The organism is Shewanella litorisediminis (assembly GCF_016834455.1).
Lineage (GTDB): Bacteria > Pseudomonadota > Gammaproteobacteria > Enterobacterales > Shewanellaceae > Shewanella > Shewanella litorisediminis.
This window is the reverse complement of the sequence record NZ_CP069213.1, coordinates 50001-74984: the sequence shown is the minus strand read 5'-3', so window position 1 is coordinate 74984 and position 24984 is coordinate 50001. Positions and strand designations below refer to the sequence as shown.

Here is a 24984-nt window from a genome sequence, read left to right as displayed (position 1 = left end):
GCGCCAGTTTGGTCCATTAGCAACCACAAATATTGAGCCAGGAAGGCCCATGAAAACAATATCGAAAACAAAAGCATCGAAAACGAACCTATCGAAGCTGAAAATATCTGCCGCTATCTCTGCCCTATTCCCCTTGTTTGTGGCCGCCGCCGAACCAGCGCTGCCGCAAACCGCTGCCGCCTGGGCCAGTGCCGCCAGAGCCGACATCGAAGCCGCCTTTGAGATCACCCGCGACAACCACCCCGGCATGTTCGACCCGCTCAATCCCGGCTTCGGCGCCCAACTCGAAATGGCAAGGGACGATGCGCTGGCATTGATTCCCAGAGTGACCAATGCCAGCAGCTATATCGCCGCCATCAGCCGTTTCAGCACCGGCCTTCAGGACGGCCACGCCGGTGCCTACGCAAACATTGAAGATGCGGACGTCCCGCAAACCCGCTGGCCGGGATTTAATACTGTCTGGCGTGGCGATGCCCTGTGGGTGTCTTACAGCGACCTGCCACAGCTTAAGCGCGGCGATAAGGTACTGGGCTGCGACGGTAAATCCGTCGATACACTGTTCGATGAGCGGGTATTCCAATTTCAGGGGCAAAAAGCCCAACCGGGTCATAAGTGGAACTCCGGCCACCGGGTGCTCGCGGACTATGGCAATCCCTTTATTGCCCCTCTGGAGCGCTGCGAGTTTGATACCACCAAAGGCAAGCTGAGCCTTACACTGAGCTGGTCAGTGCGGCCGGAAGCGGCACTCGAGGCATTGCAGACCGATTACAACGGCGATCGCCTGCCGGTGGGGCTGAGTTGGCATAAGGATACGGCTTGGGTAGCCATGCCAACCTTCACCCCGGATGAAAATGATACTGCCGCCTATGACAAGCTGGTGAGTGAACTCACGGCGCAGCGGGGCAAACTGCTTCAGGCAAAAACCATAGTGCTCGACCTGCGCCACAATCAGGGCGGTTCATCTTTATGGAGCCAACGTGTCGCTAAGGCATTGTGGGGCGAAGGCCGGGTTTTACGCCGGCTTGAGGCGCAGGGGGCGGCCACCGAAGTCTGGTGGCGGGCATCGCCCGGTAATACTGAATATGTTCAAGGTATCGTTAAAGAGCTCGAGAGCGAGGGCCAGACAGAGTACCTGCCGTATTTCACCGAGGCCGCCGATGGCATGGCGGCTTCACTCAGGCAAAACGAGCCCTTTTTCAAGCAAAAAGATGAGGTTCCGGCAATGAGCATGGCCGAGGCCATGAAGGAGCGGCCCGGGGACATCCCGGCGCTGACAACGGCGGTGATTGCGCTGGTGCCGGGCCAATGCGCCAGTGCCTGCCTGGATGCGCTGGATGCATTCAAGTTGTTTGACAACACCCGGCTGTTTGGCGCGCCAAGCAGCGCCGACTCCAGCTACATGGATATCCGCACAGTGCCGTTTCCATCCGGCCTTGGGGCGGTGATCATTCCCAACAAGATGTATGTCAACCGCAGCCGCGGCAACGGCGAATATTATGCCCCCGACCTGCCTTACAACGGCCTGGATTGGACGACAGAGGCGTTGCTGCAGGCGATCCGCCACAAGCTTTAATGCAAGCAGGATTACTCCCCGGCGACAGCATTAATGCCCGAGCCGGGGAGTAGTGTCTTTGTCGGATGAATTAAGCCTCACCGTCAGTTCAGGGGCACATAGATGTCGGTGATAAGGTCACACTCGTCCACCTGATGCACAAAGTTCAGGTATTCAAAAAACAGCGGCGCCTCGCGCACAGTCTCACCACTTTGGGGCAGCCAATCGCGGAAAAAACCGTAAATACTGGCATCCATATTGGCGTGGCTGCCGAGGTGACGGATAACGGCGTAGCGTCCACCAGCGATTTCACCATTTTCCACCCCATGCGGGTTGGCAGGCACGGGCGCTTTAACACTGCCCGCCACCTTAAAGCGAAAGTCCTGGGCAGCCATGGTTGATGGGTCGCCATTGGGAATGCCGAAAGTGCGGGCGCTGGCGATAGGTGACAGACCGGTTTGCTTGCGCCACTCGATAAAGCGGGCACTGGTGTCCAGCACCCGCGCCGGATTACCCTTATGTTCCAGCCAGGCGACTGCCAGGCTTGGCATTTCAATCAGTTTTACGTCCATATCGGTTCCTGCTAACCCTTGCCGGGGCACGTTGATGATGTCCATAACCGAGTGCCAGTGCGCCCAGTCAGGTGCCTGTCGAAATGCAGAAGGGCTCAGGCCAAGCTCACGCTTAAAGGCACGGCTGAAGGCCTCGGCGCTATCAAAGCCCGCCTCCAGCGCGATATCGAGCACCCGCATGGAATGCTCGAATCCGAGCCGGAACGACGCCCGTTTCAGCCGTTGCAGCTGCACAAAGCGCCCCAGCGGAATGCCAAGCCCAGCCGCAAACAACCGATGAAAGTGAAACCGCGACAAGTGCCCCACCCGACTTAAGCTGTCGAGGCTCAAATCCTCATCCAGATGACGACCTATGTAGGCGCACACCCGCGCAAGCCTGGGGTCGAGCCCTGTCGGTAACGTCGCCGCCAGGGCACTTTCCAGCTCTGAAGTTATGTCTGATGGCATATCTTTTGGTTTCACTCGCTTCTCTTACAGCCTCTTTAATATCGCCCCCTAACCTAAGGGGGGTGCAATTCAACGACGTTAGTGTGCCAAACCCGGGCAGTGGCTGCCTGACTCAAATTGCTGAGTTATATAGAGTCGCAGTTGAAAGCAGCACACCAACTCACTGCCGCAGGCTGACTCAGCATACGCTGATAGCAGTGCGGCCAAAAGGATGTATGGTCCAGTCAGTCGGAAGCGGCTATTGCCGCCGTGGTGTAACAGCCCATCCAGATAACCGAGAGGATCCCGATGATTCCTGCATAAGTGTTCCTGTATTTAATTGTCGTTTAACCTCTTGTTATGACGCTAAACAAACCCGGGCGCAGGAACACGGAAAAACGCCATGCCCATGGGTTAAAGTTCCCATGCCAAAGGCGTAAAATGACCGAATTATCTGGTCATTAGCCTTATTTCACTTTAGGATCTGCCTGCATCTTGGGCACTGTCTTCCAGGCATCAGTTTGTGGAGTAATTAAATATCATGGGTATCAGAGCCATAGTCGTAGACACAGCGGGCACCACCACGGATCTCAACTTTATTCAGGAAACGCTCTTCCCTTACTCCGCCAAGGTCATGGCCGATTTTCTGCGCGAACACCAGCACAATCCACTGGTGGACTATTGCATCGGCGATGTGCGTGATATTGCCCTTGAAGCCGATGCCGACATTGAGCGGGTCGCCGAGATTTTGGTGCAGTGGATTGCAGAAGACCGCAAAGTCACACCACTGAAGACCCTGCAGGGACTGATTTGGAAACAGGGCTACGCCAATGATGAGTTCAAGGGCCACATTTACCCTGATTTTATCGACGCCATTAAGAGCTACCGGGCACAGGGTTTGCGGGTATACAGCTTTTCCTCCGGCTCAGTGGATGCCCAAAAACTGCTTTTCAGCCACAGTGATGGCGGCGACCTGACCGAGCTGTTCAACGGCCATTTCGATACCCGCACAGGCAACAAGCTCGACAAGCAGGCCTACGCCAACATTATCAATACCATCAGCTTGAGCCCCAGACAGATCCTCTTTGTCTCCGATGTGGTTGAAGAGCTGAAAGCCGCCGAAGCGGCCGGTATGATCACTTGCCAAATGGTGCGCGAGCCGGCACAACGTACCGGTAAGTACCGCATCATCCAAAGCTTCAGCGAACTGAATTTCGATTGAATTCAAACTGCTAATAACGCCCCGCACCGCGGGGCGTTTTTGTTGCCCTTGAGCCCAGGGCAGACCCCTGTTAAGCTCGAAAACCTGTTAAACAATCGTTTGAATTATGAAATCAGTCTCAGAACTCTGTTCCCACGTCAGCAAGATTACTGTTGCCTGGGGTGAAATGGATGCCCTGCAACACGTGAACAACGTGGCCTATTTCAGATACTTCGAAACCGCCCGCATTGGCTTTTTTGAACAGCACTTCCCGCTGGAGAGCATGTATCGCCATGGCCTTGGCCCCGTGATCAGTGAAAATCAGGCCAGATACAAACGACCCGTCACCTATCCGGACGTATTGCATGTGGGGGTGCGCGTGACCGACATACACCCGGATCGCTTCACCTTGCATTACGAGGTGTTCAGCGAGGCACAGCAAGCCATCACCACCACGGGCAGCTCCATCGCCGTGATGTTTGATTTCAAGTTGGGACGCAAAGCCGATATGCCGTCAGAAATGCTGGCAACCCTGAAAAATCTTTCAAAAAGCGAACCTTGAAGGCTTGTGATTGTCTTACCCTTGATTACACTTGAGGTATTGCCGCGAAGACGGCAAGCAAACAATCACTTTATCATTGGCATTGCGCATGAAATCCAAATTGTTCAAGTACATCAGTCCACTGCTGATGTTCGGCCTGTTGTCGGCCGCCAGCGCACAGGGCGCGGTTAAAAAAGACGCCAAACCCACTCAGGAGCTGGCTTCATACAGTGCACTTCTGGTGGATACCAAAACCAACGAAGTGCTCTACGCCAGTAATCCTCATCAGGTTGTTCCCATTGCCTCGATTTCCAAGCTGATGACTGCCATGGTCACCCTGGATGCCAAGCTGCCACTGGGGGAAAAAATCGCGGTTGAAGTCAAAGACAACCCCGAGATGAAGAATGTCGTCTCCCGTATTCGTCTGGGTAGCACCCTGAGCCGAAAAGAGGCTATGTTGCTGACCCTGATGTCGTCGGAAAACCGTGCCGCCACCACCCTGGCACATCATTATCCCGGCGGTTATCACGCCTTTGTGAAGGCAATGAATGCCAAAGCCAAGGCACTGGGCATGACCAACACCCGCTTTGTGGAGCCTACCGGATTATCGGTGCACAACGTGTCTACTGCGGCCGACCTGGTAAAGCTGCTCAAGGCCTCGCAGGATTACCCGCTGCTGGGTCAGCTCTCTTCGACGCCAAGCAAGTCGGTGACTTTCGGCAAACCCAGGTACAGTTTGGCGTTTTACAACACCAACCGACTGGTAAATAAAGATAGTTGGGACATTCGCTTAACCAAGACCGGCTTTACCGATGCCGCCGGACACTGTTTGGTGATGCTGACTAAAATGGCCAAACGGGATGTGGCCTTTGTTGTTCTCGACTCTTTCGGTAAACAAACCCACCTCGGTGACGCCGGACGCCTGAAAAAATGGCTTGAAACCGGCAAGGTCAGTCCACTGCCTGACTCCGCCAAAACCTACAAAGAACAACGCAAGCGTGAGCGTTCTAACAAGGCATAACATGGATGCTGTGATCCACGATAAAACCAATCAGGTATTTTTATTAGCGGCCAACGGCGTGGAAGCCAGGCTGGAGTATCATCGCCAGGGTGACAGTATCGACTTCAATCGCACCTTCGTTCCTCCTGAACTCAGGGGACAGGGTCTGGCAGAAAAACTGGTCCGTCACGGACTGGCATGGGCCAGAAAGCAGGGACTCGACATTCACGCCAGCTGTTGGTACGTTCAAAAATTCCTCTAAGACATGCGGTTAAAGGAAACCTAATGCCAATACATCTGGTGGCAGCCAAAGATTTCGTGACCAATGACTGGGCCGGTGGCAGCACCACTCAGCTGCTTATCCATCCCAAAGGCAGCAGTTTGGCTGCCCGGGACTTTGAATTCCGCCTGAGCTGCGCCCGGGTTGAACAATCCGGCCAGTTCAGTGACTTCAGTGGTTACGATCGCCTGTTGCTGGTATTGGAGGGCGCCATGAAGCTCAGCAGCAGCGCCCTGACAGAAGCCAGGATTCAACACGCCGACAGCAGTGCCTGGGCCTTCGATGGCGGTTTGAATGTGCATGCGGAATTAATGGCCACAGTGGTGGAAGACTTTAACCTGTTTGTACCCAAAGGAAGGCTGAAATCGGCCAGCCGGCAACAACTGGCAGGTCAACAGCGCTGGCATCAGGCCGCTGAAACCGGCGCCAGCGTCTACGGCGTGTTTCTGCGCCATGGCCAGCTCAGCATAGGTGACACCCGTCTCGACAGCGAGCACCCTCTCATTATTTCATCTACGCCGCTGAACCTGCTGGCGGAAGTGCCAAGCGATCTGGTGGCGTTTGCCATTGGCTGCCGATTCCCGCAGCCCTGAACCCCTTCTCCGGACCAGGTTCGGGGCCAATGCCGTTAATCGTAGCGACGTATCTGACGGAACTTTTGCTGCCAGTAGCCATTATCGAGGGTTGAAATAATCACCCCCTGACTGGTGGAAGCATGAACAAAGCGCCTATCTCCCAGGGACACGCCAACGTGCCACACAGTCCAGCCGGTTTTAAAAAACACCAGGTCGCCGCTTTGAATTTCATCCTCTGATACCCTGCGCCCCAGAGCGAGCTGATCCTCCACGGTGCGGGGCAGATTCAGTCCGGCAAGATCGCGATAAACCAATAGGCTGAAGGCGGAGCAATCGATGCCGCGCTTATTCATACCGCCAAGCCGGTATGGAACGCCCCGCCATTCACTGTAAAGCGCCAGGAGCCGCGCCTGAGACAGGGGCTGGCTTTCCTGCGGCGCCACTGGCGGCACCTGCCCGGAACGGGAGCTGCACCCTACCGCCGCCATGGCCAGCAGCAAGAGTACGAGGCCCCTGACCACAGCGGTATGCATCTGGCTCAAGCGCCTATTTTTTGGGGCGGAATGGCTTGATAACTGACTCGTCACATTCAAGGAAGGGTCCGTCCATCAAATCGATACAGTAAGGAATGGCGGGAAACACCGCATCCAGGCATTCACGAATGGACTTGGGCTTGCCGGGTAAATTAACTATCAGGGTATCGTCCCGCAGGCCTGCCGTTTGCCTTGACAGTATGGCGGTGGGCACAAACTTCAGCGACTCGGCCCGCATCAGTTCACCAAAACCCGGCATCATGCGATGACACACGGCCTCGGTGGCCTCCGGCGTCACGTCGCGCTTTGCGGGCCCGGTTCCGCCAGTGGTGACAATCAGACAACAACCTTGATTGTCTGCCAGGTCAATCAGCGTGGACTCAATGTCGGCCTGTTCATCCGGTATCAGTCGATAAAGGCTTTCCCATTCGCTGGTCAGGTAGGCATTGAGGGTTTCAATAATGGCTTGACCCGACAGGTCTTCGTAAATGCCGGCGCTGGCACGGTCACTGACGGTAACAATCCCGATTTTGGCTTTGGCCATGTGAGCTTCCTTATGGCGAGAATTGGCTGCCGATACGGCAACTTAACAGTTGCCTAAAATAGCATATTCAGCGGCACGCCCAAGTCTCTTGGCCAAATAAGACGACGGGAGTCAAATTATGTCGTCGGGCATTGGCTTTGTTCCAGAGTTCGCTGCAGTACGTCGATGAATTCCGCCTGATGAGCTTCCAGATAGGGCCAATCCAGGCTGCGGGCTGCCATTTCCATGTCTTTGGCGACACCGGCCAGCGGCGACATACACAGATTCCCTGCTGCACCCTTGATGGCATGCACCGCGGTGCGCACCGCAGCGAAGTCCTTGCGGCCCATGGCGCTCTCAAAGGCCTCGAGGTACACCGCCATCTCTTCGGCAAACACCTTGAGTATGTCGCCAAGTAACTCACTGTCACCGGACATCAGCTCAATGGCGCAGTGACGGTCAAACAGTATGGTGTCTGCCGACAGAGGGTTGCACGGCGCACAGCATGAGCGGTCCAGGGGAATATAGCGCTCAAGCACCCTGGCAACTTCCGCCTGATGTAGTGGCTTGGCGATGTAATCATTCATACCTGCCTCAAGACAGGTTTCCCGATCGCCCTTCATGGCATTGGCAGTCATAGCGACGATTTTGATATCTTTAAACTTCTGTCCTGCCTCACCTTTTCTAATTGCCTGGGTCGCCTGATAACCGTCCATCTCTGGCATCAGACAATCCATCAAAATCAGGTCGTATTGCCGATTCTGCAGTGCCGCAAGCGCCTGTAAACCGTTGGTCGCCACTTCCACATGCTGAAGCCCCAGATTGCGGAGCATGCCAAGCGCGACCATCTGATTCACCTTGTTATCTTCCACCAGCAGTATCTGGGCGGTTTCGTTAATCTGGCTTTGTGTGTCATCTGGCAGCACCACCTCATTGCCATCACGATCACTTAATATATCCACCAGCTTGAGCGCTTCCATGGGCCTGCACAGGTAGTGGCAACTGCTCAGTATTGCCGGAGCCAACCCCACTTGTTGCCGATGGGAGATAATCGCCAGAAACTTAAGCCCTTTTTCAGTGGCCAATGCTGACATCTTCTGCAGCTCATCGGTGATGGAGACCAGATGCTCAGGCACCGAATAAATCAGCCAATCCGCAGTTGCCAGTGCAGGAGCCTGTTCCAGGCGGGTATTGGCATCCAGCAGCTCTGGTCTTAGCTGCCATGAATCGAGTAGTTCGAACAGCATTCGCTCAGCGGCGCCCAGTTCGCCGGCCAGCAAGGGGGCGCGGCAATTCAGCGTGGGCGGCCACTCTGTACCTGAAGCCGCCTCGGATTTGAGCCGTAAATGAAACTTAAACGTACTGCCGGCATCTTCTGCACTGATTACCCGGATATCGCCATCCATGAGCTCACACAAACGCTTGGCAATAGATAGCCCAAGCCCTGTGCCGCCAAAGTGGCGGGTAGTGGTAGAGTCGGCTTGAGTAAAGGGCGTAAACAGCAGCTCCTGTTTGTCTTTGGAGATCCCGATCCCTGTGTCTTCGATGCTCACCATCAGGGACACGCCGTTTGCCGTGTCTTCAGACGCCTGAACCCGCACAGCTATCCAACCGACTTCAGTGAACTTAATGGCATTACCCACCAGATTGACCAGAATTTGTCTGATCCTGCCGGGGTCCCCCCGCACCCAACGCAGATGAACACCGGAAATGTCCATCAACAGCTTAAGGCCTTTGGATTCGGCGCGGATCGCAAAGGGCTGTATAAAATCATCCAGCAGCTGAACAAGGTCGAATGGCACTTCATCAATTTCAAACTTACCGGATTCTATTTTGGAGAAGTCGAGAATATCGTTTAGCAGTGTCAGTAGTGACTCGGCGCTGGTGGAAGCAACATCCAGATAGTGTTTTTGCTGGATGGACAGCTCGGTTTTTTCCAGCAAAGAGAGGATCCCGAGCACGCCATTCATGGGGGTACGAATTTCGTGGCTCATGCAGGCAAGAAAATCGGCTTTGATCCGCGACGCTGCCTCGGCTTTTTCTCTGGCCTCCACTAAATCGGCGTTTTTATGCTCCAACTCCAACGCATAAGATTCAATTTTACGCTCGTTGGCTTTGATGGGGGTCAGGTCTTCCACACAGGCAAAAAAGCCAACGACTTCAGCGTCTGTGGTCACATCCGGGACGTAGGTGGCCTGGAAGTATTTGGCTTCAACCTCGGCATCAAATACTTGCAGCTCCCCCTTCAGTGCCTTCAATTGGTAAGGCATGATCAACTCTTCAACCGCAGGGGGCAGCACGTCTGTCACCAAGTGACCCAGAACCTCTGGCTCACTCTTACCCAGCCAAACCAAATAGCGACGATTGATAAAACGATAGCAGAGCGCTGAGTCCACATACGCCAGTTGCACAGGAATGACATTGATGACTGTGTCTATGTAGCGGCGCGAATCCTCAAGCTCTCTGGCCTGCTCAATGCGCTGGCGAATGGAGGCGTTATAGCTTTCAATCAAGAGCCCCAATTCATCGTCGGATTTGAGTGCAAGCTCGGCTTGGGGATCGGCCTCTATCTGTCGCCGAATGGCATTAATGGGGCCGAGTACCACCCTTTGCTGTACCAAAGTGTTAATAATAATCAGCAGCAAAAAGCCCAAAGACTGGATCAGGATGAACTCCATAAAACCTTTTTCGGCTGCCAATTCAAGGGCGGCGGGATCATAGGCGACATAAAGCACAAATGGCCTCAGTCGCTGTCGCTCGGGGGAAATCAGATACAGGAGTGCAGTTTGGTGGATCACGCCGTCCTTTTCCAAAAAGGGGTCGTCACTGCTTTTGGTGCGTGTATTACTGATTAATTGTTGGACCTGGCTGCCAAAGCTTTCGGCCACGGTGCGGCCGATGTACTCAGCGTGGTTGTCTGCGGTAATTTTTTCGCCTTCGATAAGACTTAAACGGCGGATGGACTCTTTGGTTGATAACGCCCCAATCACGCGCTGCACATCGTTGCGATTGGCTTTGGTTTCAAGCGCCAGATTCAAACTATTAACCAAGTCGGCCATTTCGTGTCGCGCGACTTCCCGTATTCGTTCACGCACATCGCTTTTGTAGTAAAGCCCAACCAACACACACACAGCCACCGCCAGCAACGCCGTGGCCGTATTCAGCTTGTATCCAAGACTCTTACCACCGCCAAACCACTTCATCAATGGCTCCCGGCAACATCAAACATCCCGATTACATGGCTGCAGTCACTCTCAAGCGCATCTATCCGCCTTAACGTGGTGCATACGGATCTGGCCATGTTTTCCAAGCCGGCAACATCATCGAACAATGCCTGATTTTCTCTGGCATCCAGTAAATGGATATCATTGAGTACCTGCCGGAAGTCTTCGGAGGGGATGCCCTCTCGCCTTGCCATGATGGCAATGGCTTCGTTGGGATGATCCTGAACATAGTCCAGGGCCTGCTGCCATACATGGCGAAGTTTGGGAACAAAGTCTGGGTTGTGGGCAAGCGTGTCGGCTGAAATGGACAGTGTGTCCAGGATCTCGCCGGGAATTTCTTTGGTGGAAAACACCTGATGCACCCCCTCCTGCTTCAGTGCGGCCAGGGAATAGGGTGGATAAGTCACCATGGCGTCTATCAGGCCAAGCTGCAAGTGGCGAGGACCGTCGCCTTGCTCAACATTGATGACCTTGACGTCATCCAGCGTCAGGCCGTTGGCCGCAAGGGCCCTTGCGAGGATAAAAATGCCCAGCGAACTTACCTCACAGCCTATGGTTTTGCCTTTCAGAGAAGGAATATCACCGTAGTCTTTCTGGGCGAGGATCACATCGCCACCGTCAGAATAATCCGCAGCCAACACCACCTTGACCGGTTTTCCTCCAAATGCCTCCACCTGGACCGCCTCAATCATGGTGCTGGTAAAGCCCGCAACCCGGCCGGACAAGTAGGCACGTTGGGCATCAGACAGAGTCGCCACCTGCACAAATCCAACATTGAGCCCCGCTGCCTCATAAAGGCCTTGCTGCTCGGCCAGATAAAGCACCTCATACCCGGGCCAGGGATTAATGGCGATGATGATTTTTTCCCTGGGCTCGCTGCAACCGAATAGCAGCAGCCACATCATCAACAACAGACAACTATTTCGCATGCCTTTGTTCCCCGTTAATCCATCTGCATCTTGCCCCGCAGGGCAGACGCCTCAGCCCGGTAACACACAACACAGTTCCGCCCCTGAGTTTTGGCGCGGTACACCCCGTCATCGGCCAATACCAACAAATGCGAGAAGTCAGCGTTATAGGGGCTGGCTTCCACCAAACCAAAACTGCCGGTTACCCGAATGCCCTCAGGCAACAGCGCCTCCAACATACCTCTCAGATGCTCAACCTTGGCGGCGGCCGTATCCAGGTTGCAATCCATCAATATCACAAACTCTTCTCCACCCAAGCGGGCGACTACATCTTCCCGGCGGGTGTTGGTGCTGAGCAATCGGGCAACTTCAATCAGTACCTTGTCGCCCATGAGGTGGCCATAGTTATCATTTACCCGTTTGAAATGATCTATATCCAGCAGCACCAGCGTCATGGGATTACGATGACGCACCACCCTGGCCAAACGTTGTGATGCGCATTCAATCAGGAAGTGACGGTTGTACAGTCCGGTGAGTTGGTCGTGCATAGCCATCGACTGCAGCCTGTCTCGCTGCTGCTTGAGCTGTATGTGGGCGTATACCCGGGCACGCACTATGGCCGGCCTGATTGGCTTGGTGATGTAATCCACGGCACCCAGTTCGAGTCCATGCTGTTCGTCTTCATCCGAGTCTTTGCCAGTCACGAAAATGATGGGGATCTCAGCGGTTGCAGGGTCACTCTTCAGCGCCTTGCAAACCTCATAACCGTCCAGGTCAGGCATCACCACGTCCAACAAAATCAAGTCGGGCTGGGGCTCGCTGCGGGCAAGTTTCAGACATTGAGCACCACTGCTGGCCTCACGGACTTGGTAAAGTCCCTTGAGGCTCTGCCCAATTATCATCAGGTTTGTTATAACATCGTCCACGACGAGTACTGTGTATGGTTCCATCATCTCGACTGTCTGCTCCCGACCTGCATCCCTGTTATTCCCTGTCAGAAAAAGTGTAGCAGCAGAAAAAGATCCCGATGGGTAAACGCCTTTATTTTATTGGGAAAATGCCTCTTTTAGCCTTCAAGAGGCAATGAGCGCAGCAAAGCAAATGTGGGAATGAAAAGGCCGCAAAGTATGGAAAAACGAGGAGTCGCACCGAAGCTATCTGAGGCTTCAGTCGTTACGGATCCCGCGAGCTTGCTGTACAACTGCTGATTCAAGCCGGTTAAGCTGAAGGCAAGCCCAGGGAGAACAAACGTAAAACTTATTATTTTTTATGAACTTACTTGTTAGCTGGCAAGCGCATGGCTAAAGCGGTTAAACGTACCTGTATGAAGCCGCCCCATGATGCCCAGCCCTCCAGATTTGAGATTACAAGACGTGGGCCACGCTAAACCTTAAGAACACAAAGGGCAGTGCCACAACCCGCCAACTGCCACACCTGACGCAATGGCTGTGTTTATACGGCTTCGCCGGCGGCATGGCCCGAGCTCCAGGCCCACTGGAAATTGTAGCCACCCAGCCAGCCCGTAACATCTACCACTTCACCAATGAAATAAAGCCCTTTGCAGGCCTTGGCCTCCATTGTTTTGGAAGACAACCCATCGGTACAGACGCCACCCAAAGTCACTTCGGCCGTACGATAACCCTCAGTACCACCGGGCGAAATGGACCAATGGGCGAAGTAGTCTGCCATGGCATCCACTTCTGCCCTGGAAAACTGGTTAAGCGCCTTATCCGGAATTGCACCTATCTCCTGCAATCGCTCCACAAATCGCTTGGGAAGCAGGCGTGATAGTGCGTTCTTGATTGACAATTTTGGCGATTCAACACTAATTGTTTTGTACCAATCGACAAAATTCAATCCCGGCAAGAGATCAATACTCACGGCTTCGCCCGGCTTCCAATATGACGAAATCTGCAATATGGCAGGCCCGGAAATCCCTCTGTGGGTAAAGAGCAGCGCCTCAGAAAACGACTGACCGGACTCGGAAGTGACAGTAACCAGCAAACTCACCCCGGCCAGGCACTCGAAATGGCTCTTGTCATCTGGCTGTAAGGTAAAGGGTACCAAGCCGGCGGTCGTGGGCAGCACCCGCAAACCAAATTGCTGTGCCAGTTTGAATCCAAAGGGCGTTGCGCCAAGCTTTGGCATAGACAAGCCGCCGGTGGCAATTACCAGAGACTCGCAGCTGTAGTTACCTTCGCTGGTTTGCAGCAGAAAGCCGGATTCGATTTTGCTTACGTTAAGCACCTCAGTGCGAAGCTGAATCTTCACACCGGCCCAATCACATTCGGTGGTCAGCATCTCCACTATGTCTTTGGCCGACTCATCACAAAACAGCTGACCGAGTGTCTTTTCGTGGTAGGCAATACCGTGCCGCTCCACCATGGCGATAAAGTCCCATTGGGTGAAACGCGCCAGCGCCGATTTTACAAAGTGTGGATTAGCGCAGAGGTATGCCGATGGCTGGGTTTGCAGGTTGGTGAAGTTACAGCGCCCACCACCACTGATAAGAATTTTACGTCCCAGCTGTTTGGCGTTGTCCAGCAGCAGCACATCCCGGCCACGGTAACCTGCCGTCAGGGCACACATAAGCCCCGCCGCCCCCGCGCCGATAATGATGACCTGATGATGCTTACACTCTGACATCCGCCTGTTACTCCCGGACATAAAAAAAGGACGCCAATTCTAGCATCCTTTTTTCGGGCTCAGTACGGCTTTTAATCGGCCGCAGCGGTCTCGGATTTTTTCTCTCGAGCCAACAATTCTTTGGCGGCATCCAGCGGGGATTTACCCTGGTAGAGTACCGCGTAGATTTGCTCTGTGATGGGCATTTCTACTCCAAGGCGTTTCGCCAGAGTGAAGACTTCCTTGGTGTTGCGATAGCCCTCAACCACCTGACCGATTTCGGTCTGGGCAGTATTCACATCACAACCTTTGCCCAGAGCCAAACCGAAGCGACGATTGCGGGACTGGTTATCGGTACAGGTCAGCACCAAGTCCCCAAGACCAGCCATCCCCATAAAGGTTGCCTGCTGTGCACCCAGGGCCTCACCGAGGCGACTGAGTTCAACCAAACCACGGGTGATTAGCGCAGTGCGGGCGTTGGCACCAAAGCCAATGCCGTCACTCATACCGGCGCCGATGGCTATCACGTTTTTCACCGCGCCGCCCAGTTGCAACCCGATAAAATCGTCGTTGGCATATACCCGCAGGCGTTTGGGGCTGTGGAGCAGCTCCACCAAATCCTCAGTAAAGCCAGCATCTGTGCCCGCGACCGAGATTGCCGTTGGTAAGCCAGCGGCCAGCTCTTTGGCAAAGGTAGGCCCTGAAAGCACCGCCAACGGGAAGGCATCGCCCAGCGCATCGCGGGCGACATCCTGCAGCAAACGTCCGGTTTCGGGCTCCAGGCCTTTAGTCGCCCACACGATGCGGGCATCGGCACGCAGTAATGATTTGGCCTGGCGCAGTACATCACCAAATACATGGCTGGGTACCACCACCAGCACGTTGCGCGATGCAGCCAGTGCTTTACCTAAATCGGCTTCCATCACCAGACAATCGGGGAAGCTTATGCCGGGCAGAAAAGCGGCATTGCAGCGCTCACGGCTCAGGGTGGCGATGTGCTCGGGGTCATGACCCCACAGCAAGGTCTTGTGTCCGTTACTGGCCAAAGAAATGGCAAGGGCGGTGCCATAAGAGCCCGCCCCCAGTACCGTGATATCGGCAGTGTCTTTCATCGCTTGTTACGCGTTGGCTTCTTCAGTCTGCTGAGCGGCAGCGGCGCGCTGTTGCACGTACTGGGCAAACAGAGCATCAAAGTTTACCGGCGCCAGGTTCAGCTGAGGGAAGGTGCCGCGGGAAACCATGCTGGCCACAGATTCACGGGCATACGGGAACAGGATGTTGGGGCAGTATGCACCCAGAGAATGTGCCAGTTGTGGCTCGGTTAAACCACCAATGTGGAAAATACCGGCTTGCTGTACTTCGCACAGGAATGCGGTTTCGTCGCCGTTTTTGGCAGTGACGGTCAGAGACAGAACCACTTCAAAAATGTCATCGGCCAGCTTGGTGCTGCGGGTGTCCAGATCCAGTTTCACTTCTGGATTCCACTCTTTCTGGAATACGGCTGGGCTGTTTGGTGTCTCAAAAGACACATCCTTGGTGTAAATACGTTGAATGTTGAACTGTGGGGCTTGTTGTTCGTTATTTGCTACTTCAGCCATAATTTCCTACCTGTCAATCAATATGTTAAGTCGGCTTTTTCATTGAAAGCCATATAGTTATGGGCTGGGCTTTTGAGGCCGCAATGGATCTCAGTACCGTCCCGGTTCAGATCTTGCCAGCTAAAAAAACTTCAAAAGCCTTTGCCGACTAAAAAGGGTACTTGATGCACCCGGGGGAGCAACGTCAGTGTCACTCCCCAAAACAACGTGTAGCGCAGTGCTCAGCGCTTCTTCACCGGCAGATTGGCCGCTTGCCAATCACCCATACCGCCTTTGAGGCTGTATACCTGCTCAAAACCTTGGGCAACCAGTAATTGCGCCGCCTGGGCAGAAGTCATGCCAGCGTTGCATACCAATATAATGGGGCTCTTCTTGGCGCTTTCAAGGGCAGAAATCTGATTATTTTTGATTTCTGACATGGTGATGTTCAGCGCATCAACGATGTGGCCTTTGCGGAATTCTTCTTTGCCGCGAACATCCACTACCTTGGCGTTTTGTTTGTTAACCAGCTGCACCAGCTCTTGGGTGCTGATGTGCTTAACTTTGGAAGTCATAGACTTAACAGTAGTAATCACCACTGCCAAAAACAGACCCAGCCAAGCCAGGCTGAGCATGGGGTTCGCCCTGAAAAACTCGATGTATTCTTGCATGATATTCCGTCTGTAAGGATACCTGAAACAATGTGGGCAGAGAGTATACCATCAAGACACCAGAATGCAGCAAATCAGCCCGGCACTCCGTCAATAAGGCGGCCTTATTCACAAAATCCGCCGATGGTCGCAATCGGGGCAAATGCCTTTGTCCCCCGGGGGCTGTCGTAGTAATATTTGAACAATTTTCCGATTCCAACACTTCTTCCAATTATCAATTTTGAGGTTAACACCAAGATGACAACCAAACGTCCTCTGGCATTACTGATCCTCGATGGCTGGGGCTATCGTGAAGATCAGGAGAGCAATGCCATTTTTCACGCCAGAACACCTGTACTGGATAGTCTGAAAGCCAATTACCCCAACGGCCTTATCTCTGGCTCAGGCCACGATGTGGGCCTGCCCGATGGCCAGATGGGTAACTCCGAAGTGGGCCACATCAACCTGGGCTCCGGTCGAATTGTGTATCAGGAACTGACCCGCATCAGCAAGGCCATCGAAGACGGTGAATTTGACCATAACCCTGCCCTGTGCAAGGCCGTGGATGCCGCTATTGCCGCCAATGGCGCGGTGCATATCATGGGCCTGCTGTCAACCGGTGGCGTGCACAGCCACGAAGAACATATTGAAGCCATGATCCGCATGGCAGCAAAACGCGGTGCCAACAAGGTTTACCTCCATGCCTTCCTCGATGGCCGCGACACCCCGCCACGCAGTGCCAAAGGCAGCCTGGCGCACTTCACCGAGCTGTTTGCCTCGCTGAACGTGGGCCGCATTGCCTCTATCGTGGGCCGCTACTTTGCCATGGACAGGGATAATCGCTGGGATCGCGTTGTGCAGGCCTATGACCTCATCACTCAAGGCAAGGGCAAGCACACTGCCAGCAACGCTGTCGAAGCGTTGGAAGCCGCCTACAGCCGAGAAGAGAACGATGAGTTTGTTGCCCCCACTGCGGTTGTGGATGCAGATGGCAACAGCGTGAGCCTGAACGATAATGATGCGCTGATTTTTATGAACTTCCGCGCCGACCGCGCACGTCAAATCAGCCGCAGCTTTACCGATCCTGCCTTTGCCGGATTTGAGCGTACCGTTACGCCAAAAACCCACTTTGTGATGCTGACCGAATACGCCGGTGACATTCAGGGCGACATCGCCTTCCCATCGGAAGACCTGGTTAACACCCTGGGCGAAGTGCTGCAAAACAGCGGCAAGACACAACTGCGCATCTCCGAAACCGAGAAGTACGCCCACGTCACCTTCTTCTTCAATGGCGGTAAAGAACAGCCATTTGAGGGTGAAGACCGTATCCTCATCAATTCACCCAAGGTAGCAACCTACGACCTGCAACCCGAAATGAGCTCAACAGAGCTGACGGATAAATTGGTGGAAGCGATTGAATCTGCTAAGTATGATGTCATCATCTGTAACTACCCCAATGGGGACATGGTCGGGCACACCGGCAACTTCGATGCCGCCGTCAAAGCCTGTGAAGCCGTTGATACCTGCATCGGCCGCGTGGTAGATGCTCTGGCCAAAGTGGGGGGTGAATGTCTTATCACTGCCGACCACGGCAACGCCGAGCAGATGCGAGACCCTTCGACGGGTCAGGCACACACCGCCCACACCAGCGAGCTGGTACCCTTCATTTATGTGGGCCGGGATGCCAGCATCGCTGAAGGTGGTCGACTGAGCGACATAGCACCCACCATGCTGAACCTAATGGGACAGGACATCCCGGCAGAAATGACCGGACGAGTGCTCATCACCACTAAAGAGTAAGCCATTTGTCACAGCACTTACTGTGGAAAGCCGGCGTTATCGCTGGCTTTCTTTTGCTATCACTGCCGCTCCAGGCCGATGATCTGGCGCGGCGTCAGGCTGAGCTTAAATCGCTCCAAAGTCAGATAGCCAAACAGCAAAGTGCACTGAAAGACACCAGTAAACAGCGTGAAAAATTGCAGGGTCTGCTGAAGCAAGACGAGCAAGCTATTGCCAAGGTCGCCAAGGCCATGGCAATTACCCAGGCAAGCCTCAAACAAGTCGACAGTAAACTCGATGGCCTCAAGAGTCGCAGCAAAACCCTCAACGCCCAGAAAGCCACTCAGCAGGAATCCCTTTCCAAACAACTGGCAAGCGCCTACCTGGCCGGTAACCACGACTACACCAAGATGCTGCTCAGCCAACAAAATCCCGCCACCATAGAGCGCATGCTGGCCTATTACCAATATCTCAACAATGCCCGCATCAAGGCCATCAATGAGCTGAAACAGACCATGGATGAGCTGAGACAAAACCATGCGCAGCAGCTGGATGAACAAGAAAAGCTCAACCAGCTTGCAATTGAACAGCAGGCGCAGGTGAAGGCGCTGGAAACCGAACAGGCACAGCGCCAGGCAACGCTGAAGGAGCTGCAGAAAACCCTAAGCTCGCGCGGCGCTGAACTGGAGCAACTGCAAATAGAAGAAGCCAGCCTCAAACGTGTACTGGAGCAGGCCGTAAAAGCAGTTAAGGCCAGCCCCAAACTGATTGGCCTGGGGAATCAGCGTGGCAAGCTGAACTGGCCCACCAAAGGACGCTTGACTGAGGCCTTTGGCAATACCCGTTCAGGACAAATTAAGTGGAAAGGTGTGCTCCTTTCTGCGCCGGAAGGTCAGAGCATTACCGCTATCTCTGATGGCAAAGTCATTTACGCCGACTGGCTAAAAGGCTTTGGTATGGTGTTGGTGCTGGATCACGGCCAGGGCTACATGAGCCTTTATGGCCATGCCCAAGCACTGCTTAAAAGCCCTGGAGACACAGTCAGCAGTGGCGAAACCATTGCACTGGTTGGACGTTCCGGTGGCCAAACTCAGCCTGGCCTATACTTTGAAATAAGGCACAAGGGGCAGGCTGTCGACCCGGCAAACTACTGCAGGCGTTGATATCAGGCTCCCACTGAACAGGGGGCCTTTATGAAGCAGTTCATCCGTTATCTCGGTGCCATGGTCTTCGGTTTGGCGCTGGGCATTTCAGTCAGTCTCTCCGGGCAGGAAAACGCCCGTTCAGTGCTCAGCCAGTATGACTACCCATTGTTGGTAGACATCATGGACACCATAGAGACCTATTATGTGAATCAGATAAGCAGGGATGAACTCGTCGAAGGCGCCATTGAGGGCATGTTCAAAAAGCTCGACCCCTATTCGGGCTACCTGTCTCATCAGGATCTTATCAATATCCGCGATACCAACCGGGGTGAGTACTTCGGCTACGGCTTTGAAATTGCTTCTGACAACAAACTCATACGTATCGTGTCGCCCTTTTCCGGCTCTCCCGCCGACAAAGCCGGAATTATGGCCGGCGATACCATTATTGCTGTGAATGCGCATCAGGTGGCTGACATGGATCTCAATACTGTGCTGGCAGAAATTCGCTACCACAGCCTGAATGACCTACCCATCACCCTGACACTGGAGCACAGTGACAAACTCAGCTATCAGGTCACCCTAAGGCCTGCGACCATTTCTGTGGCATCGGTTCAGGGACGTTGGTTAGAGGGCGACATTGCCTATGTTCGGCTCACCAGTTTTCAGGACAACACCACAGAAGAGCTCGTACAGCAGCTCAGCCAATGGAAATCCCCCAAGGGACTCATCCTCGATTTGCGGAATAATCCGGGGGGGCTTTTGGATCAAGCCATCAGAATTGCCGACTTGTTTCTGGCAAAGGGGCGTATCGTCTCCACATCTGGGCGGTACTTCGATGCCAATTCTGACTACTTCGCCTCGCCGCAAACCTTGATGACCAACGTCCCCATGATGGTGCTTATCAATAAGGGGTCTGCCTCAGCCTCGGAAGTACTTGCCGCAGCGCTGCAGGAGAATGGCAGAGCCTTGCTTATCGGTGAAACCAGCTTTGGCAAAGGCACTGTGCAAAGCCTTATCCCCACCGTCAATATGGACAGCGCCATCAAGCTTACCATTGCCCATTACAACACCCCAAAAGGCCATAATATTCATGCCAAAGGCATAGAGCCTGATATTAAAATTGCCGCTCAGAATACTGTTAAAGATGCCGCCGATATGCCTATAATCGGCTCAGAACAACCGAAAACTCAACTTGAAGATCAGACCTTGGCATCGGCCATTGCCTGGATTGAAAACCAAAAATAACTACATAAAAACGATAACTTAGTGCGCTATTTGATTGGTTTGCTGCTAGCAGCAGGGATGTTTACAGCCCACGGGGCCCAACTGGCTATCATCATCGACGATATTGGCTATCGTCATACCGATGAGGACGTCCTGTCACTTCCAAAAGACATCACCCTTTCTGTGATCCCATCTAGCCCCCTCGGCGTCAAACTTGCGGGTAAAGGGCACCAACGGGGCCATGAGATCATGCTCCATCTCCCCATGCAATCACTGAACGCCAGACCGCTCGGTCAGGGGGGGCTTACCAGTGATATGAATGAACAGGAGATCAAACGCAAAGTAGATGACGCCATGGTGAGAATTCCCTTTGCCAAGGGGGCAAATAATCACATGGGTAGCATGCTCACACAGCTGGACAGCCATATGCAGTGGGTGATGGAGAGGCTAAAGCACAACAATTTATACTTTGTCGACAGTTTAACAACCAAGTACAGCAAGGCAGGTGCCAAAGCCGACCAGCTCGGCGTTCCTTTGCTTAAACGTCATGTTTTTCTCGATAATGACACCAGCAAACGTGGCTTGGAAAAGCAATTCAAACTCATGATGGAACAGGCACATCAGCAGGGATTTGTGGTGGCTATCGCCCACCCCCATCCGGCAACGGTAAAGTTCCTCAAAGCCAACCTTCACAGGCTCAGGGACGAAGGAATTAACCTGGTTCCAACCTCTGAGCTACTGCCCTACCGCCTGGCTCAGCAACAAGGTGCTAGTCCAGTTGTAAGATTGAAATAGTCGAGTCTGGCAGCAAAGCCAACAACTCTTCTCTGTTGGTGACTATGTCGGCCAGCTGGTACTGATCCAACACAGCCAAATATGCCTGCACTGCATTGGCCAAAACCCCCTTTAACTGACACGCTGGCAGCAAGCGGCAATAGGGTTTACTGCAATCGATGGGAGCCAGGGAATGCTCAAGCTCACGAACCAGGGCACCAAGGTTTATCTCAGCAGCCGGTTTGGCAAGCCGAAAGCCTCCAGCCTTGCCTCTGACAGTGTGCAAATAGCCGGCTTTACCCAGATGATGTACGATTTTGGATACGTGGTTTGGTGATAAATCAAATACATCCGTGATTTCTGCAATACGGAACAGAGCCGTACGCTCAGGTTGAACAGCCATATACATCAGGGTGCGAATCCCAAAATCCGTATAGCGGGTCAGTTGCATTTAGCTCACCTACAATCAGCTGGTTTGTGTCTCGAGGGAAGTAATAATCCAAAGTGCTTCGGCATTGGAGGAGCCACAGACATCTATGGTGGCTTTAAAGTCACTGCAGACATTGGGTCTGTCAGCGCGGCCGAAGATAAGGCAAAGGTTGTCATCGCTGAGCTGCACACAACGTACGCCTGCTGGCTTGCCATCCGGCATTCCCGGAATGGGGCTACTGATAGAGGGGGCGATACAGCATGCACCACAACCCAAACGACATTCCACTTCCGTTTCTCCGATTATACCGCTGAAAGTAAAATCACTCAGTTCTGAACCGCAATAGTGCCAACTGACGCACGCAATTGAAATAATCGGGCTGTAGAACAAATGCAAAAAGGCCACCCGCTTGGGTGGCCTCTTCACTTATTGGGCGCTTGGCAATGACCTACTCTCACATGGGGAGACCCCACACTACCATCGGCGCGATTGCGTTTCACTTCTGAGTTCGGAATGGGATCAGGTGGTTCCACAATGCTATTGTCACCAAGCAAATTCGTTATGCCCTCGCTTATCAGCAAGAACATGCAATTTAGAAAGCTGATGCGCTTATCGAGCTTGAGTTATCACTTCAATCAAGTCTGGTTTCTTCAAGACTATCTACTTCAACCATCAGTCAAAACCCATCTGGGTTGTATGGTTAAGCCGCACGAGTCATTAGTACAGGTTAGCTCAACGCCTCACAACGCTTACACACCCTGCCTATCAACGTCCTGGTCTCGGACGGCTCTTCAGTGGACTCAAGGTCCAAGGGAAGACTCATCTTGGGGCTCGCTTCCCGCTTAGATGCTTTCAGCGGTTATCGATTCCGAACGTAGCTACCGGGCAATGCCATTGGCATGACAACCCGAACACCAGCGGTTCGTTCACTCCGGTCCTCTCGTACTAGGAGCAACCCCCCTCAATCTTCCAACGCCCACGGCAGATAGGGACCGAACTGTCTCACGACGTTCTGAACCCAGCTCGCGTACCACTTTAAATGGCGAACAGCCATACCCTTGGGACCGACTTCAGCCCCAGGATGTGATGAGCCGACATCGAGGTGCCAAACACCGCCGTCGATATGAACTCTTGGGCGGTATCAGCCTGTTATCCCCGGAGTACCTTTTATCCGTTGAGCGATGGCCCTTCCATGCAGAACCACCGGATCACTATGACCTACTTTCGTACCTGCTCGACGTGTCTGTCTCGCAGTTAAGCTGGCTTGTGCCATTACACTAACCACACGATGTCCGACCGTGTTTAGCCAACCTTCGTGCTCCTCCGTTACTCTTTGGGAGGAGACCGCCCCAGTCAAACTACCCACCAGGCACTGTCCCTAGTCCGGATTCACGGACCGAGGTTAGAACATCAACACTACAAGGGTGGTATTTCAAGGTCGACTCCACGAGAACTGGCGTTCCCGCTTCAAAGTCTCCCACCTATCCTACACATGTAGGGTCAATGTTCAGTGCCAAGCTATAGTAAAGGTTCACGGGGTCTTTCCGTCTAGCCGCGGGTATACGGCATCTTCACCGCAATTTCAACTTCACTGAGTCTCGGCTGGAGACAGCGTGGCCATCATTACGCCATTCGTGCAGGTCGGAACTTACCCGACAAGGAATTTCGCTACCTTAGGACCGTTATAGTTACGGCCGCCGTTTACCGGGGCTTCGATCATGAGCTTCTCTTGCGATAACCCAATCAATTAACCTTCCGGCACCGGGCAGGCGTCACACCGTATACTTCCTCTTGCGAGTTTGCACAGTGCTGTGTTTTTGATAAACAGTTGCAGCCACCTGGTATCTGCGACTGCCGTCAGCTCAGGGAGCAAGTCCCGTCACCAACAGCAGCGTACCTTCTCCCGAAGTTACGGTACCATTTTGCCTAGTTCCTTCAGCCGAGTTCTCTCAAGCGCCTTGGTATTCTCTACCCGACCACCTGTGTCGGTTTGGGGTACGATTCCTGCTAACCTGAAGCTTAGAAGATTTTCCTGGAAGCATGGCATCAACCACTTCAGTGCCGTAGCACCTCGTCATCAGCTCTCGGTATATGTGTGCCCGGATTTGCCTAAGCACACTACCTACCACCTTAAACACGGACAACCAACGCCGTGCTGGCCTAGCCTTCTCCGTCTCTCCATCGCAGTTAGCAGAAGTACGGGAATATTAACCCGTTTCCCATCGACTACGCCTTTCGGCCTCGCCTTAGGGGTCGACTCACCCTGCCCCGATTAACGTTGGACAGGAACCCTTGGTCTTTCGGCGAGGGGGTTTTTCACCCCCTTTATCGTTACTCATGTCAGCATTCGCACTTCTGATACCTCCAGTGTGGGTTACCCCTTCACCTTCAACGGCTTACAGAACGCTCCTCTACCGCGTACACGTTATCGTGCACACCCGTAGCTTCGGTGAATTGCTTAGCCCCGTTACATCTTCCGCGCAGGCCGACTCGACTAGTGAGCTATTACGCTTTCTTTAAATGATGGCTGCTTCTAAGCCAACATCCTAGCTGTCTAAGCCTTCCCACATCGTTTCCCACTTAGCAATTACTTTGGGACCTTAGCTGACGGTCTGGGTTGTTTCCCTTTTGACGACGGACGTTAGCACCCGCCGTCTGTCTCCCGGATAGCACTCTTTGGTATTCGGAGTTTGCAAAGGGTTGGTAAGTCGGGATGACCCCCTAGCCTTAACAGTGCTCTACCCCCAAAGGTGTTCGTCCGAGGCGCTACCTAAATAGCTTTCGAGGAGAACCAGATATCTCCCGGTTTGATTGGCCTTTCACCCCCAGCCACAAGTCATCCGCTAATTTTTCAACATTAGTCGGTTCGGTCCTCCAGTTGATGTTACTCAACCTTCAACCTGCCCATGGCTAGATCACCGGGTTTCGGGTCTACGCCTTGCAACTAAACGCGCAGTTAACACTCGGTTTCCCTACGGCTCCGCTATTCGCTTAACCTCGCTACAAAACGTAAGTCGCTGACCCATTATACAAAAGGTACGCAGTCACGGTCTCAAGAACCGCTCCCACTGCTTGTACGTATACGGTTTCAGGTTCTATTTCACTCCCCTCACAGGGGTTCTTTTCGCCTTTCCCTCACGGTACTGGTTCACTATCGGTCAGTCAGGAGTATTTAGCCTTGGAGGATGGTCCCCCCATATTCAGACAACATATCACGTGTGCCGCCTTACTCGATTTCATCTTTGGTTAGTTGTCGTGTACGGGACTATCACCCTGTACCGTTGGACTTTCCAGACCATTCCACTAACACCCCGAAGACTTAAGGGCTAATCCCCGTTCGCTCGCCGCTACTGAGGGAATCTCGGTTGATTTCTTTTCCTGAGGGTACTTAGATGTTTCAGTTCCCCTCGTTCGCCTCACTACACTATGTATTCATGTAGTGATG

22 protein-coding genes and 2 rRNA genes (1 of these 24 cut by a window edge) are annotated in these 24984 nt (G+C 53.5%); 10 read left to right on the top strand and 14 right to left on the bottom strand.

What is annotated here, in order from left to right; translation table 11 throughout:
- Positions 1-49 precede the first annotated feature (49 nt).
- Entirely contained in the window at positions 50-1573 is a 1524-nt protein-coding gene (locus tag JQC75_RS00345) for a S41 family peptidase (protein WP_203325594.1), read from the top strand.
- An 83-nt stretch (positions 1574-1656) separates the two neighbouring features.
- On the opposite strand, the gene JQC75_RS00340 is transcribed toward JQC75_RS00345, so the two are convergent.
- Positions 1657-2586: an AraC family transcriptional regulator gene (locus tag JQC75_RS00340; protein WP_239002053.1), complete on the bottom strand. Its 930-nt coding sequence runs from the start codon at positions 2584-2586 to the stop codon at positions 1657-1659.
- Positions 2587-3091: 505 nt separating this feature from the next.
- On the opposite strand from JQC75_RS00340, the gene mtnC reads away from it, so the two are divergent.
- From mtnC to JQC75_RS00315, 5 genes are all read left to right on the top strand, one after another.
- Positions 3092-3772, top strand: coding sequence for an acireductone synthase (mtnC, locus tag JQC75_RS00335; protein WP_203325593.1), 681 nt, complete (start codon positions 3092-3094; stop codon positions 3770-3772).
- A 106-nt stretch (positions 3773-3878) separates the two neighbouring features.
- Positions 3879-4313, top strand: a complete 435-nt coding sequence (locus JQC75_RS00330; protein ID WP_203325592.1) for an acyl-CoA thioesterase — start codon at positions 3879-3881, stop codon at positions 4311-4313.
- Between the two features lie 88 nt (positions 4314-4401).
- Complete coding sequence (pbpG, locus tag JQC75_RS00325; RefSeq protein WP_203325591.1) at positions 4402-5313, top strand: D-alanyl-D-alanine endopeptidase; 912 nt, start codon at positions 4402-4404, stop codon at positions 5311-5313.
- 1 nt (position 5314) lies between these two features.
- Positions 5315-5554: a GNAT family N-acetyltransferase gene (locus tag JQC75_RS00320; protein ID WP_203325590.1), complete on the top strand. Its 240-nt coding sequence runs from the start codon at positions 5315-5317 to the stop codon at positions 5552-5554.
- Between the two features lie 23 nt (positions 5555-5577).
- Entirely contained in the window at positions 5578-6165 is a 588-nt protein-coding gene (locus JQC75_RS00315; RefSeq protein WP_203325589.1) for a HutD family protein, read from the top strand.
- A gap of 35 nt (positions 6166-6200) precedes the next feature.
- Here the strand turns inward: JQC75_RS00315 and JQC75_RS00310 are convergent, their stop codons facing one another.
- The 9 genes from JQC75_RS00310 to JQC75_RS00270 form a co-directional block, all read right to left on the bottom strand.
- Positions 6201-6680 (bottom strand): NlpC/P60 family protein, encoded by a 480-nt coding sequence (locus JQC75_RS00310; protein WP_203325588.1) that lies wholly within the window; start codon positions 6678-6680, stop codon positions 6201-6203.
- A gap of 13 nt (positions 6681-6693) precedes the next feature.
- Positions 6694-7224: a molybdopterin adenylyltransferase gene (gene mog / locus JQC75_RS00305; protein ID WP_203325587.1), complete on the bottom strand. Its 531-nt coding sequence runs from the start codon at positions 7222-7224 to the stop codon at positions 6694-6696.
- A gap of 116 nt (positions 7225-7340) precedes the next feature.
- Positions 7341-10406, bottom strand: coding sequence for an ATP-binding protein (locus tag JQC75_RS00300; RefSeq protein ID WP_203325586.1), 3066 nt, complete (start codon positions 10404-10406; stop codon positions 7341-7343).
- Positions 10406-11356, bottom strand: a complete 951-nt coding sequence (locus JQC75_RS00295; protein ID WP_203325585.1) for an ABC transporter substrate-binding protein — start codon at positions 11354-11356, stop codon at positions 10406-10408. Before JQC75_RS00295 ends, JQC75_RS00300 begins: the two co-directional genes overlap by 1 nt.
- 14 nt (positions 11357-11370) lie before the next feature.
- Complete coding sequence (locus JQC75_RS00290; protein WP_203325584.1) at positions 11371-12288, bottom strand: diguanylate cyclase; 918 nt, start codon at positions 12286-12288, stop codon at positions 11371-11373.
- 499 nt (positions 12289-12787) lie between these two features.
- Positions 12788-13981 carry a BaiN/RdsA family NAD(P)/FAD-dependent oxidoreductase gene (locus JQC75_RS00285; protein ID WP_203325583.1) on the bottom strand — a complete coding sequence of 398 codons (1194 nt, stop codon included), beginning with the start codon at positions 13979-13981 and terminating at the stop codon, positions 12788-12790.
- 71 nt (positions 13982-14052) lie between these two features.
- Entirely contained in the window at positions 14053-15072 is a 1020-nt protein-coding gene (gpsA, locus tag JQC75_RS00280; RefSeq protein ID WP_203325582.1) for an NAD(P)H-dependent glycerol-3-phosphate dehydrogenase, read from the bottom strand.
- A gap of 6 nt (positions 15073-15078) precedes the next feature.
- The gene (gene secB / locus JQC75_RS00275) at positions 15079-15558 is read right to left on the bottom strand and encodes a protein-export chaperone SecB (protein WP_203325581.1); all 480 of its coding nucleotides are present in this window, start codon (positions 15556-15558) and stop codon (positions 15079-15081) included.
- 221 nt (positions 15559-15779) lie between these two features.
- A complete protein-coding gene (locus JQC75_RS00270; protein ID WP_203325580.1) occupies positions 15780-16208 on the bottom strand; it encodes a rhodanese-like domain-containing protein in 429 nt (142 codons plus the stop codon).
- A 237-nt stretch (positions 16209-16445) separates the two neighbouring features.
- Between JQC75_RS00270 and gpmM the strand changes: the two genes are divergently transcribed.
- Genes gpmM through JQC75_RS00250 form a run of 4 tightly spaced genes read left to right on the top strand, consistent with a single transcriptional unit; the run spans position 16446 to position 21130 of the window.
- Complete coding sequence (gene gpmM, locus JQC75_RS00265; protein ID WP_203325579.1) at positions 16446-17987, top strand: 2,3-bisphosphoglycerate-independent phosphoglycerate mutase; 1542 nt, start codon at positions 16446-16448, stop codon at positions 17985-17987.
- A gap of 5 nt (positions 17988-17992) precedes the next feature.
- The gene (locus JQC75_RS00260; protein WP_203325578.1) at positions 17993-19129 is read left to right on the top strand and encodes a murein hydrolase activator EnvC family protein; all 1137 of its coding nucleotides are present in this window, start codon (positions 17993-17995) and stop codon (positions 19127-19129) included.
- A 30-nt stretch (positions 19130-19159) separates the two neighbouring features.
- Complete coding sequence (locus tag JQC75_RS00255; RefSeq protein ID WP_203325577.1) at positions 19160-20356, top strand: S41 family peptidase; 1197 nt, start codon at positions 19160-19162, stop codon at positions 20354-20356.
- Positions 20357-20377: 21 nt separating this feature from the next.
- Positions 20378-21130 (top strand): divergent polysaccharide deacetylase family protein, encoded by a 753-nt coding sequence (locus JQC75_RS00250; RefSeq protein WP_203325576.1) that lies wholly within the window; start codon positions 20378-20380, stop codon positions 21128-21130.
- Here JQC75_RS00250 and JQC75_RS00245 read toward each other — a convergent pair.
- The 4 genes from JQC75_RS00245 to JQC75_RS00230 all read right to left on the bottom strand — a co-directional run.
- The gene (locus JQC75_RS00245) at positions 21105-21560 is read right to left on the bottom strand and encodes an Rrf2 family transcriptional regulator (RefSeq protein ID WP_203325575.1); all 456 of its coding nucleotides are present in this window, start codon (positions 21558-21560) and stop codon (positions 21105-21107) included. The two genes, JQC75_RS00250 and JQC75_RS00245, sit on opposite strands and share 26 nt — an antisense overlap.
- A 15-nt stretch (positions 21561-21575) precedes the next feature.
- Complete coding sequence (locus tag JQC75_RS00240; RefSeq protein WP_203325574.1) at positions 21576-21827, bottom strand: YkgJ family cysteine cluster protein; 252 nt, start codon at positions 21825-21827, stop codon at positions 21576-21578.
- Between the two features lie 147 nt (positions 21828-21974).
- Positions 21975-22090: ribosomal RNA gene (rrf, locus tag JQC75_RS00235) — 5S ribosomal RNA — on the bottom strand.
- A 145-nt stretch (positions 22091-22235) separates the two neighbouring features.
- Positions 22236-24984: ribosomal RNA gene (locus tag JQC75_RS00230) — 23S ribosomal RNA — on the bottom strand; it runs 145 nt beyond the window's last position.

What these genes read in the sequence shown, in the direction of transcription:
- JQC75_RS00345 (WP_203325594.1), top strand. Translation starts at nt 50, where the DNA reads ATGAAAACAATATCGAAAACAAAAGCATCGAAAACGAACCTATCGAAG.
- JQC75_RS00285 (WP_203325583.1), bottom strand. Translation starts at nt 13,981, where the DNA reads ATGTCAGAGTGTAAGCATCATCAGGTCATCATTATCGGCGCGGGGGCG.
- pbpG (WP_203325591.1), top strand. Translation starts at nt 4,402, where the DNA reads ATGAAATCCAAATTGTTCAAGTACATCAGTCCACTGCTGATGTTCGGC.
- JQC75_RS00315 (WP_203325589.1), top strand. Translation starts at nt 5,578, where the DNA reads ATGCCAATACATCTGGTGGCAGCCAAAGATTTCGTGACCAATGACTGG.
- secB (WP_203325581.1), bottom strand. Translation starts at nt 15,558, where the DNA reads ATGGCTGAAGTAGCAAATAACGAACAACAAGCCCCACAGTTCAACATT.
- gpsA (WP_203325582.1), bottom strand. Translation starts at nt 15,072, where the DNA reads ATGAAAGACACTGCCGATATCACGGTACTGGGGGCGGGCTCTTATGGC.
- JQC75_RS00245 (WP_203325575.1), bottom strand. Translation starts at nt 21,560, where the DNA reads ATGCAACTGACCCGCTATACGGATTTTGGGATTCGCACCCTGATGTAT.
- JQC75_RS00295 (WP_203325585.1), bottom strand. Translation starts at nt 11,356, where the DNA reads ATGCGAAATAGTTGTCTGTTGTTGATGATGTGGCTGCTGCTATTCGGT.
- JQC75_RS00270 (WP_203325580.1), bottom strand. Translation starts at nt 16,208, where the DNA reads ATGCAAGAATACATCGAGTTTTTCAGGGCGAACCCCATGCTCAGCCTG.
- JQC75_RS00255 (WP_203325577.1), top strand. Translation starts at nt 19,160, where the DNA reads ATGAAGCAGTTCATCCGTTATCTCGGTGCCATGGTCTTCGGTTTGGCG.
- mog (WP_203325587.1), bottom strand. Translation starts at nt 7,224, where the DNA reads ATGGCCAAAGCCAAAATCGGGATTGTTACCGTCAGTGACCGTGCCAGC.
- JQC75_RS00330 (WP_203325592.1), top strand. Translation starts at nt 3,879, where the DNA reads ATGAAATCAGTCTCAGAACTCTGTTCCCACGTCAGCAAGATTACTGTT.
- mtnC (WP_203325593.1), top strand. Translation starts at nt 3,092, where the DNA reads ATGGGTATCAGAGCCATAGTCGTAGACACAGCGGGCACCACCACGGAT.
- JQC75_RS00320 (WP_203325590.1), top strand. Translation starts at nt 5,315, where the DNA reads ATGGATGCTGTGATCCACGATAAAACCAATCAGGTATTTTTATTAGCG.
- JQC75_RS00290 (WP_203325584.1), bottom strand. Translation starts at nt 12,288, where the DNA reads ATGATGGAACCATACACAGTACTCGTCGTGGACGATGTTATAACAAAC.
- JQC75_RS00300 (WP_203325586.1), bottom strand. Translation starts at nt 10,406, where the DNA reads ATGAAGTGGTTTGGCGGTGGTAAGAGTCTTGGATACAAGCTGAATACG.
- JQC75_RS00310 (WP_203325588.1), bottom strand. Translation starts at nt 6,680, where the DNA reads ATGCATACCGCTGTGGTCAGGGGCCTCGTACTCTTGCTGCTGGCCATG.
- gpmM (WP_203325579.1), top strand. Translation starts at nt 16,446, where the DNA reads ATGACAACCAAACGTCCTCTGGCATTACTGATCCTCGATGGCTGGGGC.